Annotated in this window: 12 protein-coding genes; 1 reads left to right on the forward strand and 11 read right to left on the reverse strand. The window is 59.1% G+C overall.

Annotation, left to right across the window (positions count from 1 at the left end; all coding sequences use genetic code 11):
- Positions 1-4: 4 nt before the first annotated feature.
- From folP to rlmE, 3 genes are all read right to left on the reverse strand, one after another.
- On the reverse strand, positions 5-856 hold the full coding sequence (gene folP / locus AB4N64_RS21350; RefSeq protein ID WP_460118243.1) for a dihydropteroate synthase: 852 nt from the start codon (positions 854-856) through the stop codon (positions 5-7).
- 8 nt (positions 857-864) lie between these two features.
- Entirely contained in the window at positions 865-2766 is a 1902-nt protein-coding gene (gene ftsH / locus AB4N64_RS21355) for an ATP-dependent zinc metalloprotease FtsH (protein ID WP_460118245.1), read from the reverse strand.
- A 202-nt stretch (positions 2767-2968) separates the two neighbouring features.
- Entirely contained in the window at positions 2969-3598 is a 630-nt protein-coding gene (gene rlmE / locus AB4N64_RS21360; RefSeq protein ID WP_460118247.1) for a 23S rRNA (uridine(2552)-2'-O)-methyltransferase RlmE, read from the reverse strand.
- Between the two features lie 101 nt (positions 3599-3699).
- Between rlmE and AB4N64_RS21365 the strand changes: the two genes are divergently transcribed.
- Complete coding sequence (locus tag AB4N64_RS21365) at positions 3700-4008, forward strand: YhbY family RNA-binding protein (protein WP_460118249.1); 309 nt, start codon at positions 3700-3702, stop codon at positions 4006-4008.
- A 9-nt stretch (positions 4009-4017) separates the two neighbouring features.
- On the opposite strand, the gene AB4N64_RS21370 is transcribed toward AB4N64_RS21365, so the two are convergent.
- The 8 genes from AB4N64_RS21370 to grpE all read right to left on the reverse strand — a co-directional run bounded on the left by AB4N64_RS21370 (position 4018) and on the right by grpE (position 14505).
- Positions 4018-4422: an MFS transporter gene (locus AB4N64_RS21370; protein ID WP_460118251.1), complete on the reverse strand. Its 405-nt coding sequence runs from the start codon at positions 4420-4422 to the stop codon at positions 4018-4020.
- 28 nt (positions 4423-4450) lie between these two features.
- Entirely contained in the window at positions 4451-4927 is a 477-nt protein-coding gene (greA, locus tag AB4N64_RS21375) for a transcription elongation factor GreA (RefSeq protein WP_460126823.1), read from the reverse strand.
- Between the two features lie 2 nt (positions 4928-4929).
- Positions 4930-8151 carry a carbamoyl-phosphate synthase large subunit gene (carB, locus tag AB4N64_RS21380; protein WP_460118253.1) on the reverse strand — a complete coding sequence of 1074 codons (3222 nt, stop codon included), beginning with the start codon at positions 8149-8151 and terminating at the stop codon, positions 4930-4932.
- A gap of 119 nt (positions 8152-8270) precedes the next feature.
- Positions 8271-9407 (reverse strand): glutamine-hydrolyzing carbamoyl-phosphate synthase small subunit, encoded by a 1137-nt coding sequence (gene carA, locus AB4N64_RS21385; protein WP_460118255.1) that lies wholly within the window; start codon positions 9405-9407, stop codon positions 8271-8273.
- A gap of 261 nt (positions 9408-9668) precedes the next feature.
- A complete protein-coding gene (gene dapB, locus AB4N64_RS21390; protein WP_460118257.1) occupies positions 9669-10475 on the reverse strand; it encodes a 4-hydroxy-tetrahydrodipicolinate reductase in 807 nt (268 codons plus the stop codon).
- 9 nt (positions 10476-10484) lie between these two features.
- Positions 10485-11609 carry a molecular chaperone DnaJ gene (gene dnaJ, locus AB4N64_RS21395; protein WP_460118258.1) on the reverse strand — a complete coding sequence of 375 codons (1125 nt, stop codon included), beginning with the start codon at positions 11607-11609 and terminating at the stop codon, positions 10485-10487.
- A 310-nt stretch (positions 11610-11919) separates the two neighbouring features.
- On the reverse strand, positions 11920-13836 hold the full coding sequence (gene dnaK / locus AB4N64_RS21400) for a molecular chaperone DnaK (RefSeq protein ID WP_460118260.1): 1917 nt from the start codon (positions 13834-13836) through the stop codon (positions 11920-11922).
- Positions 13837-13938: 102 nt separating this feature from the next.
- Positions 13939-14505 carry a nucleotide exchange factor GrpE gene (grpE, locus tag AB4N64_RS21405; protein WP_460118262.1) on the reverse strand — a complete coding sequence of 189 codons (567 nt, stop codon included), beginning with the start codon at positions 14503-14505 and terminating at the stop codon, positions 13939-13941.
- Positions 14506-14621: the final 116 nt, after the last annotated feature.

The raw sequence follows: 14621 nt of genomic DNA on the forward strand, positions 1-14621 counted from the left end.
TTTCTTATTCGGCTGATTCCACTGCAGCGATCATGCGCACGACGTCGACAGTCTCTGCCACATCATGGACGCGCAATATACGCGCCCCCTTGATAGATGCCAGTGCCGCGAGCGCCAGGCCACCCGACAGTCGCTCATCGACCGGGCGATTCAAGGCCTGACCAATCATGCTCTTGCGCGAAACCCCAACCAACAGGGGCCTTTCGAAGGCATGCAGGGTTTCCATATGCTTGAACAAGCTTAGATTGTGCTGCAGGTTTTTTGCGAAGCCAAAACCCGGATCGAGGATGATCCGCTCTGCCGGAATGCCAGCCGCAGCACACTGCGCCATGCGCTCAGCGAGAAACGCGGCAACCTCCTGAGTGACGTCCTGATAGTGCGGATTATCCTGCATATCGCCCGGCTCTCCGAGCATATGCATCAGGCAGACCGGCAAACCGGTATCTGCCGCCGCGTCCAGCGCGCCCTCACGACGCAGCGCACGAACGTCATTGATCAACCCCGCCCCGAGACGCGCCGTTTCGCGCATGACCGCAGGAGTGGAGGTGTCGACCGAAATGATCACATCCAGCTCGCGATGGATGCGTTCGACAATCGGAGCCACTCGCTCAAGCTCCTCGATCGGCGAAACCGCTCTGGCGCCAGGCCGGGTAGACTCGCCGCCGACATCGATCAGCGTCGCGCCAGCCAACACCATGGCTTCGGCATGACGCAGAGCCGCATCGAGATGACTGTATCGACCGCCATCGGAGAAGGAATCGGGGGTGACATTGAGAATGCCCATGACATGCGTATGGGCCAAATCAAGAACCCGGTTGCCACACGGCAACCGGGTCGAGGACTGAACAGAAGTCATTTCAAACCTTAAACGTCAGCAGCTGGACCGCCGATCGGGGCTTCCGGACGAGGATCCTGCACTGGCGGCGGTGTACCGGCGCCGCCCGACCAGTCGCGGGGTTCGCGAGGAGCACGACCCGCCATGATGTCGTCGATCTGTTCAGCATCGATCGTTTCGTACTTCATCAGGGCATCGGCCATGGCGTCGAGCTTGTCACGGTTATCCGTGAGGATCTGCTTGGCGGTGCCGTAGCACTGGTCAATGATACTGCGCACTTCGGAGTCGATTAGCTTGGCGGTTTCACCCGAGAAGCTGGCGTTCTGACCACCACCGCCACGACCGAGGAACACCTCGCCCTCTTCTTCGGCGTACATCAATGGACCGAGCTTTTCCGACAGACCCCACTTGGTCACCATGTTCCGTGCAATCTGACTGGCACGCATGATGTCGTTGGATGCGCCAGTGGTCACACCATCGAAGCCCAAGGTCATTTCTTCAGCGATACGGCCACCGTACAGCGAGCAGATCTGACTGATCAAGGCACGCTTGGACAGACTGTAGCGGTCTTCTTCGGGCAGGAACATGGTCACACCCAGCGCACGACCACGTGGAATGATCGATACCTTGTAGACCGGATCATGCTCGGGAACCATGCGACCAACGATGGCATGACCCGCCTCGTGGTAAGCGGTGTTCTGCTTCTCTTTTTCCGACATGACCATGGATTTGCGCTCGGCGCCCATCATGATCTTGTCCTTGGCGAGCTCGAACTCTTTCATCTCCACGATGCGCTTGCCAGCACGTGCGGCGAACAAAGAGGCTTCGTTGACCAGGTTGGCGAGGTCCGCACCGGAGAAACCAGGAGTACCACGAGCAATAACCGCTGGAGCGACATCGTCACCCATTGGTACTTTGCGCATGTGAACCTTGAGAATCTGCTCGCGACCGCGGATATCCGGCAGACCGACCACTACCTGGCGGTCGAAACGGCCAGGACGCAGCAACGCCGGGTCCAGAACGTCCGGACGGTTGGTTGCAGCGATGACGATGATGCCGTCGTTCATCTCAAAGCCGTCCATCTCTACCAGCAACTGGTTGAGGGTCTGCTCGCGCTCGTCGTGACCGCCGCCCATGCCAGCGCCACGATGGCGACCGACGGCGTCGATTTCGTCGATGAAGATGATGCACGGTGCGTGTTTCTTGGCCTGCTCGAACATGTCCCGAACACGGCTGGCACCGACACCGACGAACATTTCGACGAAATCGGAACCGGAAATGGTGAAGAACGGCACCTTGGCTTCACCGGCAATCGCCTTGGCCAGCAAGGTTTTACCGGTACCCGGAGGACCAACCATCAGCACACCGCGAGGAATACGGCCGCCCAGGCGCTGGAATTTGCCCGGATCGCGAAGGAACTCAACCAGCTCGCCGACTTCTTCCTTGGCTTCATCGCAACCGGCGACGTCAGCCAGGGTAGTTTTCACCTGGTCTTCGGACAGCAGGCGCGCCTTGCTCTTGCCGAAGCTCATCGGCCCGCCCTTGCCGCCAGCACCACCTTGCATCTGGCGCATGAAGAACATGAACACGGCGATGATCACCAGGATCGGGAAGCTGGCAACCAGCAGTTGGGTCCAGATGCTTTGCTGCTCGGGCTGCTTGCCTTCAACCACGACGTGGTTGTCGACGAGGTCGCCGATCAGGCCGTTGTCCTGGATTGCAGGACGAATGGTCTTGAAGCTGTCGCCATCGTTGCGCTTGCCGGTGATCACGTAGCCGTCAACCGCTACGCGTTCGACCTTGCCATCCTTGACCTGCTGGATGAAGTCGGAATAGTTGAGGGTCTGCGGCTCGTTAGGGCTGGAGAAGTTGTTCATCACCGTCACCAGGACAGCCGCGATGATCAACCACAGGATCAAATTCTTTGCCATATCGTTCAATTAACTACCCTCTGAAGCAAGCTCCGCTAATGGCGCGCGCTTCGCATGATATTCACCGGCCTAACTTACTACATTACGTACGGCTTGGCAGGCGCCGTCTGTAACCCTTTGTGAAACACTTTCTACACAGTATTCGCTTATGCCCACAGGGCGAAATACGAAAAACCTATCGACCCTGCGAAAAAACCCCGCTTTACCCGTTTCCGCGGCGAAAGCCCCAGGCCAGCATGTACTGCTCGCGAGAGGTGCCACGGGAAGAGTCCGGCTTGATCATCTGGATCTTGTCGAACTTCTTGCGAGCGTCCTTCAGGTAAACATCGAACCCTTCGCCCTGGAAAATCTTGATCACAAAATTGCCGCCAGGCTTGAGTATGCGCTCCGCCAGATCAAGGGCCAGCTCGCAAAGGAACATGGCTTTGGGCATATCCACTTCAGGCGTACCACTCATATTGGGGGCCATATCGGAAATCACAAGGTCCACCTGAGAATTACCCACGGCTTCAAGGATCCGCGCGAGCACCGAGTCCTCGGTAAAGTCACCCTGAATGAAAGTAACGTCCGGGATGCTGTCCATCTCCAGGATGTCCGAGGCGATCAGGCGCCCCTGACCACCGATCAGCCGGCTGGTGACCTGCGACCAGCCGCCGGGTGCCGCACCCAGGTCAACCACACTCATCCCAGGACGGATCAGCTTGTATTTCTCCTGGATCTCCAGAAGCTTGTAACTAGCACGCGAGCGGTAGCCATCCTTCTGCGCCTGCTTCACATAGGGATCATTGACATGTCTTTTCAGCCAACCAAGGCTTGTCTTGGAACGCGCCACTGGGCACCTCGATGATTAGGGTCGTGATTAGTTGGGCGGATCAACGAGCCCTCGGGTAAAATGGCCGCCATTTTACAGAATCCAGACGTAAGGGTCAGATTATGCCGCTCACTCCAGAGCTGAAGAAACAGTACAAATCCATTGGCCACCATCTGAAACCAGTTCTGATTGTGGCAGACAACGGCCTGACTGAAGGTGTGTTAGCCGAACTTGAACGCGCACTGGCGGATCACGAGCTGATCAAGATCAAGCTCAACATCCTCGATCGTGAATCGCGCCTGGCAGCCATTGCAGAGCTGTGCAAGGTCGGCAAGGCGGATCTGGTCCAGGTCATCGGCAAGATGGCACTGATCTACCGCAAGAACTTCAGCGTCAACAAGCAGCTGTCGAACGTCCATCGCTTCAAGTGATGGAAAGGGTCAAGGGTGTGCATGGCGCACCCCGCCACTCCATCCCGGCACCGGCTGCAAAACCAGCACCACCCCGGAAAAGCCCAGGATCAGATAACTGAATACCTGCCAACGAACGGCATCCGGCCAACCGAGAAGTACTGCGAAAAACATTGCGCTGGCATAAAGCGCCATCAGCAGTAACTGCCCACGAATATCGCGCCACAGGCTGGAAAGCCCTTCGGACCGCACCAGCACCATCCCCTGGAAAACCACACATGCTGCGGCAAATGCCACCATCAGCGCATTGAGCATGCCTGCAATTTCGTCCACCAGCAGCGGGGCCAGGCCAATTCGACCCAGCACCGGCGGCAGACCGATATGCGACAACCAGAGGCCACCCACCCACAGCATCTGGGTCAGTTGCCAAAGCATGGCGCCCGCACGCAGCGGGCGCCTACCTTCAGATGTGGCGGACTTCGACAATCTCGTACTCGATAACGCCGCTGGGCGTTTTGACGCCGACCACATCGCCTTCTTCCTTGGCAATCAAGGCGCGAGCGATAGGCGAACCCACGGAGATCTTGCCGAGTTTGATGTCAGCCTCGTCCTCACCAACGATCTGGTAAGTGACACTTTCATCGGTTTCGACGTTGGCAATCTCGACGGTCGTGCCGAAGATCACCTTACCGGTGTGAGGAATCGTCGTGACGTCGATGACCACAGCGTTCTGCATGCGGCCTTCGATGTCGCGGATACGCGCTTCCACCATACCCTGCTGCTCGCGGGCAGCATGGTATTCGGCGTTTTCCTTCAAATCACCCAACTCACGAGCCGTCCCGATGTCCTGGCTGAGCTTCGGACGGACGACCTTGGTCAGGTGAGCATGCTCCTCTTCCAGGGCGCGAGCGCCCTGAACGGTCATTGGGTACTTGGTTATGCTCATGCCTTCAACCCTGCGTGTAGATCCTGCAAGCGGCGCACGGTCTTCTCGGGACCGAACTTCAGCGCTTCACAGATGGCCTCGCCTGCAGCAATGGTGGTGGTGCAGTAGATCTTGTGCTGCAAGGCATTACGACGAATGGAGTACGAGTCGGCGATCGACTGGCGACCTTCGGTGGTGTTGATGATCAGCGTGACTTCGTCATTCTTGATCATGTCGACCACGTGCGGACGGCCTTCGGTCACCTTGTTCACGCGGCGCACTTTCAGGCCTGCGGCTTCGATCAGCTTGGCAGTACCTGCTGTGGCAACCACTTCGAAGCCCAAGTTGATCAGATCACGGGCGACACCTGCAACCAGTGGTTTGTCGTCATCACGTACGCTGATGAACGCAGTACCGCCGGTCGGCAGGACTTCGCTGGCGCCCATCTGGGCCTTGGCGAAGGCTTCGCCGAAGGTGTCGCCGACACCCATGACTTCACCGGTGGACTTCATCTCTGGGCCGAGGATCGGGTCAACGCCTGGGAATTTGGCGAATGGGAACACCGCCTCTTTCACGCTGTAGAAGTTCGGAATGATTTCCTTGGTGAAGCCCAGTTCTTTCAGGGTCTTACCGGCCATCACGCGCGCAGCGATCATTGCCAGGGAAACACCGATGCACTTGGACACAAACGGTACGGTACGCGAAGCGCGCGGGTTGACTTCGATGACGTAGATGTCTTCGCCCTGCAGCGCCAACTGCACGTTCATCAGGCCGATCACACCCAGTTCCAGGGCCATTTTCTTGACCTGTTCGCGCATCTCGTCCTGGATGTGCGCCGGCAGCGAATACGGCGGCAGCGAGCAAGCGGAGTCACCGGAGTGAACGCCAGCCTGTTCGATGTGCTGCATGATCGCGCCGATCACGACGTCCTTGCCGTCGCTGACCGCATCCACGTCCATCTCGATGGCGCAGTTGAGGAAGTGGTCCAGCAGCACCGGGCTGTCGTTGGACACTTGCACCGCTTCGCGCAGGTAACGTTTGAGTTCTTCTTCCTTGTAGACGATTTCCATCGCCCGACCGCCCAGTACGTACGAAGGACGCACCACCAGCGGGTAACCGATCTTGGCGGCGGCGCGCACGGCTTCATCTTCGCTGCGCACGGTGGCGTTTGGCGGCTGACGCAGGTTCAGGCGCTCGACCATTTGCTGGAAGCGCTCACGGTCTTCGGCACGGTCGATGGCGTCAGGGCTGGTGCCGATGATTGGCACGCCAGCCGCTTCAAGGGCACGGGCCAGTTTCAGCGGGGTTTGGCCGCCGTACTGGACGATCACGCCTTTTGGCTTCTCGACACGCACGATTTCCAGCACGTCTTCCAGGGTCACCGGCTCAAAGTACAGACGGTCGGACGTGTCGTAGTCGGTGGAAACGGTTTCCGGGTTGCAGTTGACCATGATGGTCTCGTAACCGTCATCGCGCAGGGCCAGTGCCGCGTGTACGCAGCAGTAGTCGAACTCGATACCCTGGCCGATACGGTTAGGGCCACCGCCGAGGATCATGATCTTGTCGCGGTTGGACGGCGCTGCCTCGCACTCTTCCTCGTAGGTCGAGTACAGGTAGGCGGTGTCGGTGGCGAACTCGGCCGCGCAGGTGTCGACGCGCTTGTAGACCGGGAACACTTCCAGCTTCTGGCGGTGAGTGCGCAGGTTCTTCTCGGTGACACCCAGCAGCTTGGCCAGGCGCTGATCGGAGAAACCCTTGCGCTTGAGGCGGAACATCAGATCGCGGTCGATGGCCGACAGACCGAGGGTCTTGACCTTCTCTTCGTCCTTGATCAGGTCTTCGATCTGCACCAGGAACCAAGGGTCGATCATGTTCATGCCGAAGATGTCTTCGACGCTCAGGCCGGCGCGGAACGCGTCAGCCACGTACCAGATACGCTCGGCACCCGGCACGGTCAACTCGCGCTTGAGCACGCTCATGCTTTCCGGGTTGCTCAGGTCGAGCTTCTCGTCCAGGCCGCAAACGCCCACTTCCAGACCGCGCAGGGCTTTCTGCAGGGATTCCTGGAAAGTACGGCCGATGGCCATGACTTCACCCACCGATTTCATCTGGGTGGTCAGACGCGCGTCAGCCTTGGCGAATTTCTCGAAGGCGAAACGCGGCAGCTTGGTCACGACGTAGTCGATGGACGGCTCGAAGGACGCCGGGGTCTTGCCGCCGGTGATGTCGTTCGACAGCTCGTCGAGGGTGTAGCCCACGGCCAGCTTGGCCGCGACCTTGGCAATCGGGAAACCGGTGGCTTTCGAAGCCAGGGCCGAGGAACGCGATACACGCGGGTTCATCTCGATCACGACCATGCGGCCGGTGTTCGGGCAGATACCGAACTGAACGTTGGAACCGCCAGTTTCCACGCCGATCTCGCGCAGTACCGCCAGGGAGGCGTTACGCAGGATCTGATATTCCTTGTCGGTCAGGGTCTGTGCCGGCGCCACGGTGATCGAGTCACCGGTGTGCACGCCCATCGGGTCAAAGTTCTCGATGGAGCAGACGATGATGCAGTTGTCCTTCTTATCGCGGACAACCTCCATCTCGTATTCTTTCCAGCCGATCAGGGATTCGTCGATCAGCAGTTCCTTGGTCGGCGACAGGTCCAGACCACGGGCGCAGATTTCTTCGAACTCTTCACGGTTGTAAGCGATACCGCCACCGGTGCCGCCCATGGTGAAGGACGGACGGATGATGCAAGGGAAACCCAGTTTCTCGAGGACCGCGTTGGCCTCTTCCATGCTGTGGGCGATACCGGAACGCGGGCACGCCAGACCGATGTCTTTCATGGCCTTGTCGAAACGCGAACGGTCTTCAGCCTTGTCGATGGTGTCGGCATTGGCACCGATCATCTCTACGCCGAATTTTTCAAGGACGCCTTCGCGCTCCAGGTCCAGAGCGCAGTTCAGCGCGGTCTGGCCACCCATGGTCGGCAGCAGCGCGTCCGGACGCTCTTTTTCGATGATCTTGGCAACGGTCTGCCACTTGATCGGCTCGATGTAGGTAGCGTCGGCCATGGCCGGGTCGGTCATGATGGTGGCCGGGTTGGAGTTCACCAGGATGACGCGGTAACCCTCTTCGCGCAGGGCTTTGCAGGCCTGGGCGCCGGAGTAGTCGAATTCGCAGGCCTGGCCGATCACGATCGGGCCAGCGCCGAGAATCAGGATGCTTTTAATGTCTGTACGTTTTGGCATGGGTTTGTCACTCAAATCCGCAGGTCAGTCGGCAAGCCGTCTTGTTCAATCTGTTGAGCCTTGAGGGGGCCACCGGTGTCGGGACCGCCCTTAAGGCCTTGCTGCATCAGGGCCAGCGATCAGCGACGCTTGGCCATCTCGTTGATGAAGCGATCAAACAATGGCGCTACGTCGTTCGGGCCAGGGCTGGCTTCCGGGTGACCCTGGAAGCTGAAGGCGCTCTTGTCGGTACGCTCGATCCCCTGCAGGGTGCCGTCGAACAGCGATTTGTGGATCGCACGAACGTTGGCCGGCAGGGTTTCTTCGTCCACCGCAAAACCGTGGTTCTGGCTGGTGATCATGACGACACCGGTGTCCAGGTCCTGAACGGGGTGGTTGGCGCCGTGGTGGCCATGGCCCATTTTCAGGGTCTTGGCACCGGAGGCGAGAGCCAGCAGTTGGTGACCGAGGCAGATGCCGAACACCGGGATGTCGGTTTCCAGTACGTCCTTGATCGCCTGGATGGCGTAATCGCAAGGCTCTGGGTCACCAGGACCGTTGGACAGGAACACGCCATCAGGATTGAGTGCCAGCACGTCGGCAGCCGGGGTTTGCGCCGGAACCACGGTCACGCGGCAGCCGCGCTCGACCAGCATGCGCAGGATGTTGACCTTGACGCCGTAGTCGTACGCCACGACGTGGTAAGGCAGCTCGGATGCTTCGAGGGTCGCGTGGCTGTCGGTTTTCAAGTCCCAGACCGTCGAACGCCACTCGTAGGTGTCCTTGGTGCTGACGACCTTGGCCAGGTCCATGCCCTTGAGGCCAGGGAAGCCCTGGGCGGCGGCGATGGCGGCTTCTTCGGAAATGTTGTCACCGGCCATGATGCAGCCGTTCTGCGCGCCTTTTTCGCGCAGGATGCGCGTCAGGCGACGGGTGTCGATACCAGCGATGGCCACAACGTTGTTGGCCTTCAGGTAATCGGACAGGGACATCGTGTTACGCCAGTTGCTCGCAACCAGTGGCAGGTCACGGATGACCAGGCCAGCGGACCATACGCGGTTCGACTCGGCGTCTTCCGGCGTGGTGCCGGTATTGCCGATGTGCGGGTAAGTCAGGGTAACGATCTGTTGGGCGTAGGAAGGATCGGTAAGAATTTCCTGATAGCCGGTCATTGCGGTGTTAAACACCACCTCACCAACGGTTTGTCCGTCGGCTCCAATGGCTTCGCCGCGAAAAATGCTGCCATCAGCAAGGGCGAGTATGGCTGGCTTAGTCAAGAAGACCTCCCGTAAATAAAGCCTGAAAGGGCGATCGCAGGTTGTAAAAAAGCGGAGTGACGTATGGACACGTCACCCCGCTTCTTCACTGAATAATTTTCTGCGCGCTTTTAGTGGACACACTAAAGCTGTAGCTTACAGAAAAAGGGTTTTTTGGTCTACCGCCAATGAGCCCTAAAGGCTGGAGAATGCGACAGGACGTCGCTTGGCGTAACAAAACCGGGGCCGACGCTGAATCGGCTCCCGGTTTCTGGGGGCATCTTACCGCAGCTCGAGCACGTCTTGCATGTCGTACAGGCCCGGCTCGCGAGCATCCAGCCACAACGCGGCACGCACCGCGCCCTTGGCGAAGGTCATGCGACTGGACGCCTTGTGGGTAATCTCCAGCCGCTCGCCCTCACAAGCGAACAGAACCGTGTGATCACCCACCACATCACCGCCACGAACAGTGGCGAAACCGATGGTTTCCCGCTCCCGCGCACCGGTGTGGCCTTCACGCCCATACACCGCGACCTTCTGCAGATCGCGATCCAGCGCACTGGCAATCACTTCACCCATGCGCAAGGCGGTGCCCGAAGGCGCATCGATCTTGTGCCGGTGATGCGCCTCGATGATTTCGATGTCGGCATCATCGCCCAGCACGCGCGCGGCCATGTCGAGCAACTTGAGCGACAGGTTCACCCCGACGCTGAAGTTGGCGGCAAACACGATGGGGATGTCCTTGCCCGCCTCGGCCAGCAACTGCTTCTGCGCAGCATCCAGCCCGGTGGTGCCGATGACCATCGCCTTGCCAGCCTTGCGGCAGAACGCGAGGTTTTTCAGCATGACTTCCGGCAGGGTGAAGTCGATCAACACATCGAACTCCTCCGCCACCAACTCCAGGTTACCGGACAACGGAACGCCGATACGCCCCAGCGAGGCCAGCTCACCCGCGTCCACGCCGATCAGCGTGCTGCCGGGGCGCACGATGGCGGCCGTCAGACCGGTCAGCGGCGCGCGCTGCTGCACCGCTTCGACGAGGATCTTGCCCATGCGGCCAGCGGCGCCCATGACAGCTATACGTCGCATGCTCACTCCTTACAGATCGCCGAAGAAGCGCTTCACGCCTTCAAACCAACCGGTGGTTTTGGGCGAATGGCTGTTGTCGTCCGCCAGCGAACTGCGGAACTCTTCGAGCAATTCGCGCTGACGACGACCCAGGTTGACCGGGGTTTCCACCGCCACGCGGCACATCAGGTCGCCTGCACCGCCGCCACGCACCGGCGCAACGCCTTTGCCGCGAACACGGAACTGCTTGCCGGTCTGAGTCCCTTCCGGGATCTTCAACTTGACCCGACCATCGAGAGTCGGAATCTCCAGCTCGCCACCCAGCGCCGCGTCGACGAAGCTGATCGGCACTTCACAGAACAGGTGCTTGCCGTCACGCTGGAAGATCGCGTGCTCGCGCACGTTGATCACCACGTACAGGTCGCCCGTCGGGCCACCCTGAGCGCCCGCTTCGCCTTCGCCAGACAGACGAATGCGGTCACCGGTATCGACACCGGCTGGCACTTTCACGGAAAGGGTCTTGTACTCTTCGACGCGACCGTCGCCATTACACGAGTTGCACGGATCGGAAATGATCTTGCCCTGGCCATGGCAACGCGGGCAGGTCTGCTGCACCGAGAAGAAACCTTGCTGCATGCGCACCTGGCCAATACCGCCACAAGTCGGGCAAGTGACGGGCGAAGAGCCCTTCTTGGCGCCCGAACCGTCGCACGGCTTGCAGTTGACCAGCGTCGGAACGCGGATATTCACGGTGGTGCCGCGAACAGCCTCTTCCAGGTTCAGCTCCAGGGTGTAGCGCAGGTCGCTGCCGCGCTGGGCACCGCCACGAGCACCGCCGCGACCGCCACCAAAGAAGTCACTGAAGACGTCTCCAAAGATGTCGGAGAAGTTCTGACCGCCAAACCCTGCGCCGCCGCCCCCCATGCTCGGGTCGACACCGGCATGACCGTACTGATCATACGCAGCGCGCTTGCTGGAATCGGACAGCACTTCGTAGGCCTCGTTGGCTTCCTTGAACAGCTCTTCCGATGCTTTGTCATCAGGATTACGGTCCGGGTGGTGCTTCATCGCCAGGCGGCGATAGGCCTTCTTCAGGTCAGCTTCGCTTGAGCCGCGCTCAACACCCAATACTTCGTAATAGTCACGTTTTGCCATAAGTCTTCTGCACTCTTGAGGACGTTCGACAAACCTCTCCTGAGCCTCGTCAAACTCGTTGAGCCCCAATACAGGCCCGGACCCAACTCACGTCAATTCAACGATCCTGGTCTTTGTTTCATTGCGGCATCTGCGGCACGAAAAGCAGGAGCATTCCCGGCCATACCGCCAACATCCGAGCCGGCCCGAAGCCTTGTCGCATGCTGTAAAAATTCGTGTACTCCAGACACGCCAACGCGGGAGGCAGGCTCCCGCGCGGCGACATCCTACCAGTCACTGCCCGAAGGCGGTCAACCGGACGACCAACAACTTACTTGTTGTCTTTGACTTCTTCGAACTCGGCGTCGACCACGTCGTCAGCCTTCTCAGCCGATTCGCCTTGCGGTGCAGCGCCTTCAGCAGGTTGAGCCTGCTCGGCATACATCTTCTGCGCCACTGGAGCGGAGACTTTCGACAGCTCTTCGACCTTGGCTTCGATGGCAGCCTTGTCGTCGCCTTTGACAGCGGCTTCCAGGGCAACCACGGCGGCTTCGATCGCAGTCTTCTCTTCAGCGCTTACTTTGTCGCCAGCGTCAGCGACCATTTTGCGCGTGGAGTGAACCAGTGCATCACCCTGGTTACGGGCAGCGGCCAGCTCTTCAAACTTGCGATCTTCCTCGGCGTTCGCCTCGGCATCACGCACCATACGCTCGATCTCTTCGTCGGACAGGCCGGAGTTGGCCTTGATCACGATCGACTGAGTCTTGCCAGTGGCCTTGTCCTTGGCGCCTACGTGCAGGATGCCGTTGGCGTCGATGTCGAAGGTCACTTCGATTTGTGGCACGCCACGTGGTGCAGGTGGAATCTCGGCCAGGTCGAACTTGCCCAGAGACTTGTTCTGCGCCGCTTGCTTACGCTCACCTTGCAGCACGTGAATGGTCACGGCGCCCTGGTTGTCGTCGGCAGTCGAGAACACTTGCGATTTCTTGGTAGGAATCGTGGTGTTTTTCTCGATCAGCGCGGTCATCACGCCACCCATGGTTTCGATACCCAGGGTCAGCGGGCTAACGTCCAACAGCAGAACGTCTTTAACGTCACCGGCCAGAACGGCGCCCTGGATAGCAGCACCCATGGCAACGGCTTCGTCCGGGTTCACATCTTTACGAGCTTCTTTACCGAAGAACTCGGTCACCAGTTTCTGAACCAGTGGCATACGGGTCTGACCGCCGACCAGGATCACGTCGTTGATCGAACCAACGTCGATACCGGAGTCTTTCAGCGCGATGCGGCAAGGCTCGATGGTGCGCTGAACCAGGTCTTCGACCAGCGATTCCAGCTTGGCGCGAGAGATCTTCACGTTCAGGTGCTTAGGACCGGTGGCGTCTGCAGTGATGTACGGCAGATTCACGTCGGTCGACTGAGCGGACGACAGCTCGATCTTGGCTTTTTCAGCGGCTTCTTTCAGGCGCTGCATGGCCAGCGGGTCACCCTTGAGGTTCATGCCGCTTTCTTTCTTGAATTCGTCGACGAGGTAGTCGATCAGACGAATATCGAAGTCTTCACCACCCAGGAAGGTGTCACCGTTGGTGGCCAACACTTCGAACTGGTGCTCACCATCGACTTCAGCGATCTCGATCACGGAAACGTCGAAAGTACCGCCACCCAGGTCATAAACGATCACGGTGTGATCGCCCTTGGCCTTGTCCATACCGTAAGCCAGAGCAGCTGCGGTGGGTTCGTTGATGATACGTTTGACGTCCAGGCCTGCGATGCGACCAGCATCCTTGGTGGCTTGACGCTGGCTGTCGTTGAAGTAGGCCGGAACGGTAATCACCGCTTCGGTCACAGCCTCGCCGAGGTAATCTTCGGCGGTCTTCTTCATTTTCTTCAGGATTTCAGCCGAGATTTGTGGCGGCGCCATTTTCTGGCCGTTCACTTCAACCCAGGCGTCGTTGTTGTCAGCCTTGACGATCTTGTAAGGGACCATCTGAATGTCTTTCTGGACCACTTCTTCTTCGAAGCGACGACCGATCAGACGCTTCACCGCGTACAGGGTGTTGTGCGGATTGGTCACTGCCTGACGCTTGGCCGACTGGCCAACCAGGATTTCGCCATCGTTGGCGTAAGCGATGATCGAAGGCGTGGTACGCGCGCCTTCGGCGTTTTCAATCACTTTGGCCTTGCCGTTTTCCAGCACGGAGACGCAGGAGTTGGTAGTCCCCAGGTCGATACCGATAATTTTGCCCATGTTCACTCTCCCGAAACTTTGGATTTGGTTGCCGCAGCAGTGGTGGCTAACTGCGGTAGCACTTAAACGCTTGACTTATAAATGGGGGCCTTGCGGCGGATTTCAAGCCTGCTCATTAATAGAAGGTTGAGTCGGTGTCACAGCCTTGCTGACCACGACCATGGCCGGGCGCAGCAGGCGACCGCTGAGCTGATAACCCTTCTGGAACACCTTCAGCACACTGTTGGGTTCAACGTCGGCGCTTTCCTGCATGGCCATTGCCTGGTGAAGAGCGGCATTGAACGGTTCGCCATGCGGGTCGATCGCTTCGACGCTGTATCGCTTGAAGGTGTCCTGGAACATTTTCAGGGTCAGCTCGATGCCTTCGCGCATCGGACGAATGCTCTCGTCGTCCGGGTTGGACAATTCCAGGCCTCGCTCCAAGCTGTCGATGATCGGCAGAAGGTCGCCGGCGAATTTTTCCAACGCAAACTTATGAGCTTTCTCAACGTCCTGCTCGGCACGGCGGCGGACGTTCTGCAGGTCAGCGGTGACTCGCAGGGTGGCGTCCTGCGCAGCAGCCAGTTGATCTTCGAGCGCTTGCACACGAGTCGCCAGGTCTTCACCCGAAGCCTCGGGCGCCTGGTTGACGTCTGGGTTTTGCGTATCCACTGTCTGTTCGTCAGCCATAGAATTCTCCTTTCAATTTCGTCCGCGAGCTGTACTCGCGCTTCTGTCCCGGTATATGGGGCCGTAAAAACAGGCTTCAAGGGCTCGAGCGCATTAACCCTACAAAAAACCCCTGC

It is taken from the genome of Pseudomonas sp. S2_C03 (assembly GCF_054668405.1).

Coding starts and splice junctions, on each gene's coding strand:
- folP (WP_460118243.1), bottom strand. CDS start 856: ATGACTTCTGTTCAGTCCTCGACCCGGTTGCCGTGTGGCAACCGGGTT.
- ftsH (WP_460118245.1), bottom strand. CDS start 2,766: ATGGCAAAGAATTTGATCCTGTGGTTGATCATCGCGGCTGTCCTGGTG.
- AB4N64_RS21365 (WP_460118249.1), top strand. CDS start 3,700: ATGCCGCTCACTCCAGAGCTGAAGAAACAGTACAAATCCATTGGCCAC.
- AB4N64_RS21370 (WP_460118251.1), bottom strand. CDS start 4,422: ATGCTTTGGCAACTGACCCAGATGCTGTGGGTGGGTGGCCTCTGGTTG.
- carB (WP_460118253.1), bottom strand. CDS start 8,151: ATGCCAAAACGTACAGACATTAAAAGCATCCTGATTCTCGGCGCTGGC.
- dapB (WP_460118257.1), bottom strand. CDS start 10,475: ATGCGACGTATAGCTGTCATGGGCGCCGCTGGCCGCATGGGCAAGATC.
- dnaJ (WP_460118258.1), bottom strand. CDS start 11,609: ATGGCAAAACGTGACTATTACGAAGTATTGGGTGTTGAGCGCGGCTCA.
- dnaK (WP_460118260.1), bottom strand. CDS start 13,836: ATGGGCAAAATTATCGGTATCGACCTGGGGACTACCAACTCCTGCGTC.
- grpE (WP_460118262.1), bottom strand. CDS start 14,505: ATGGCTGACGAACAGACAGTGGATACGCAAAACCCAGACGTCAACCAG.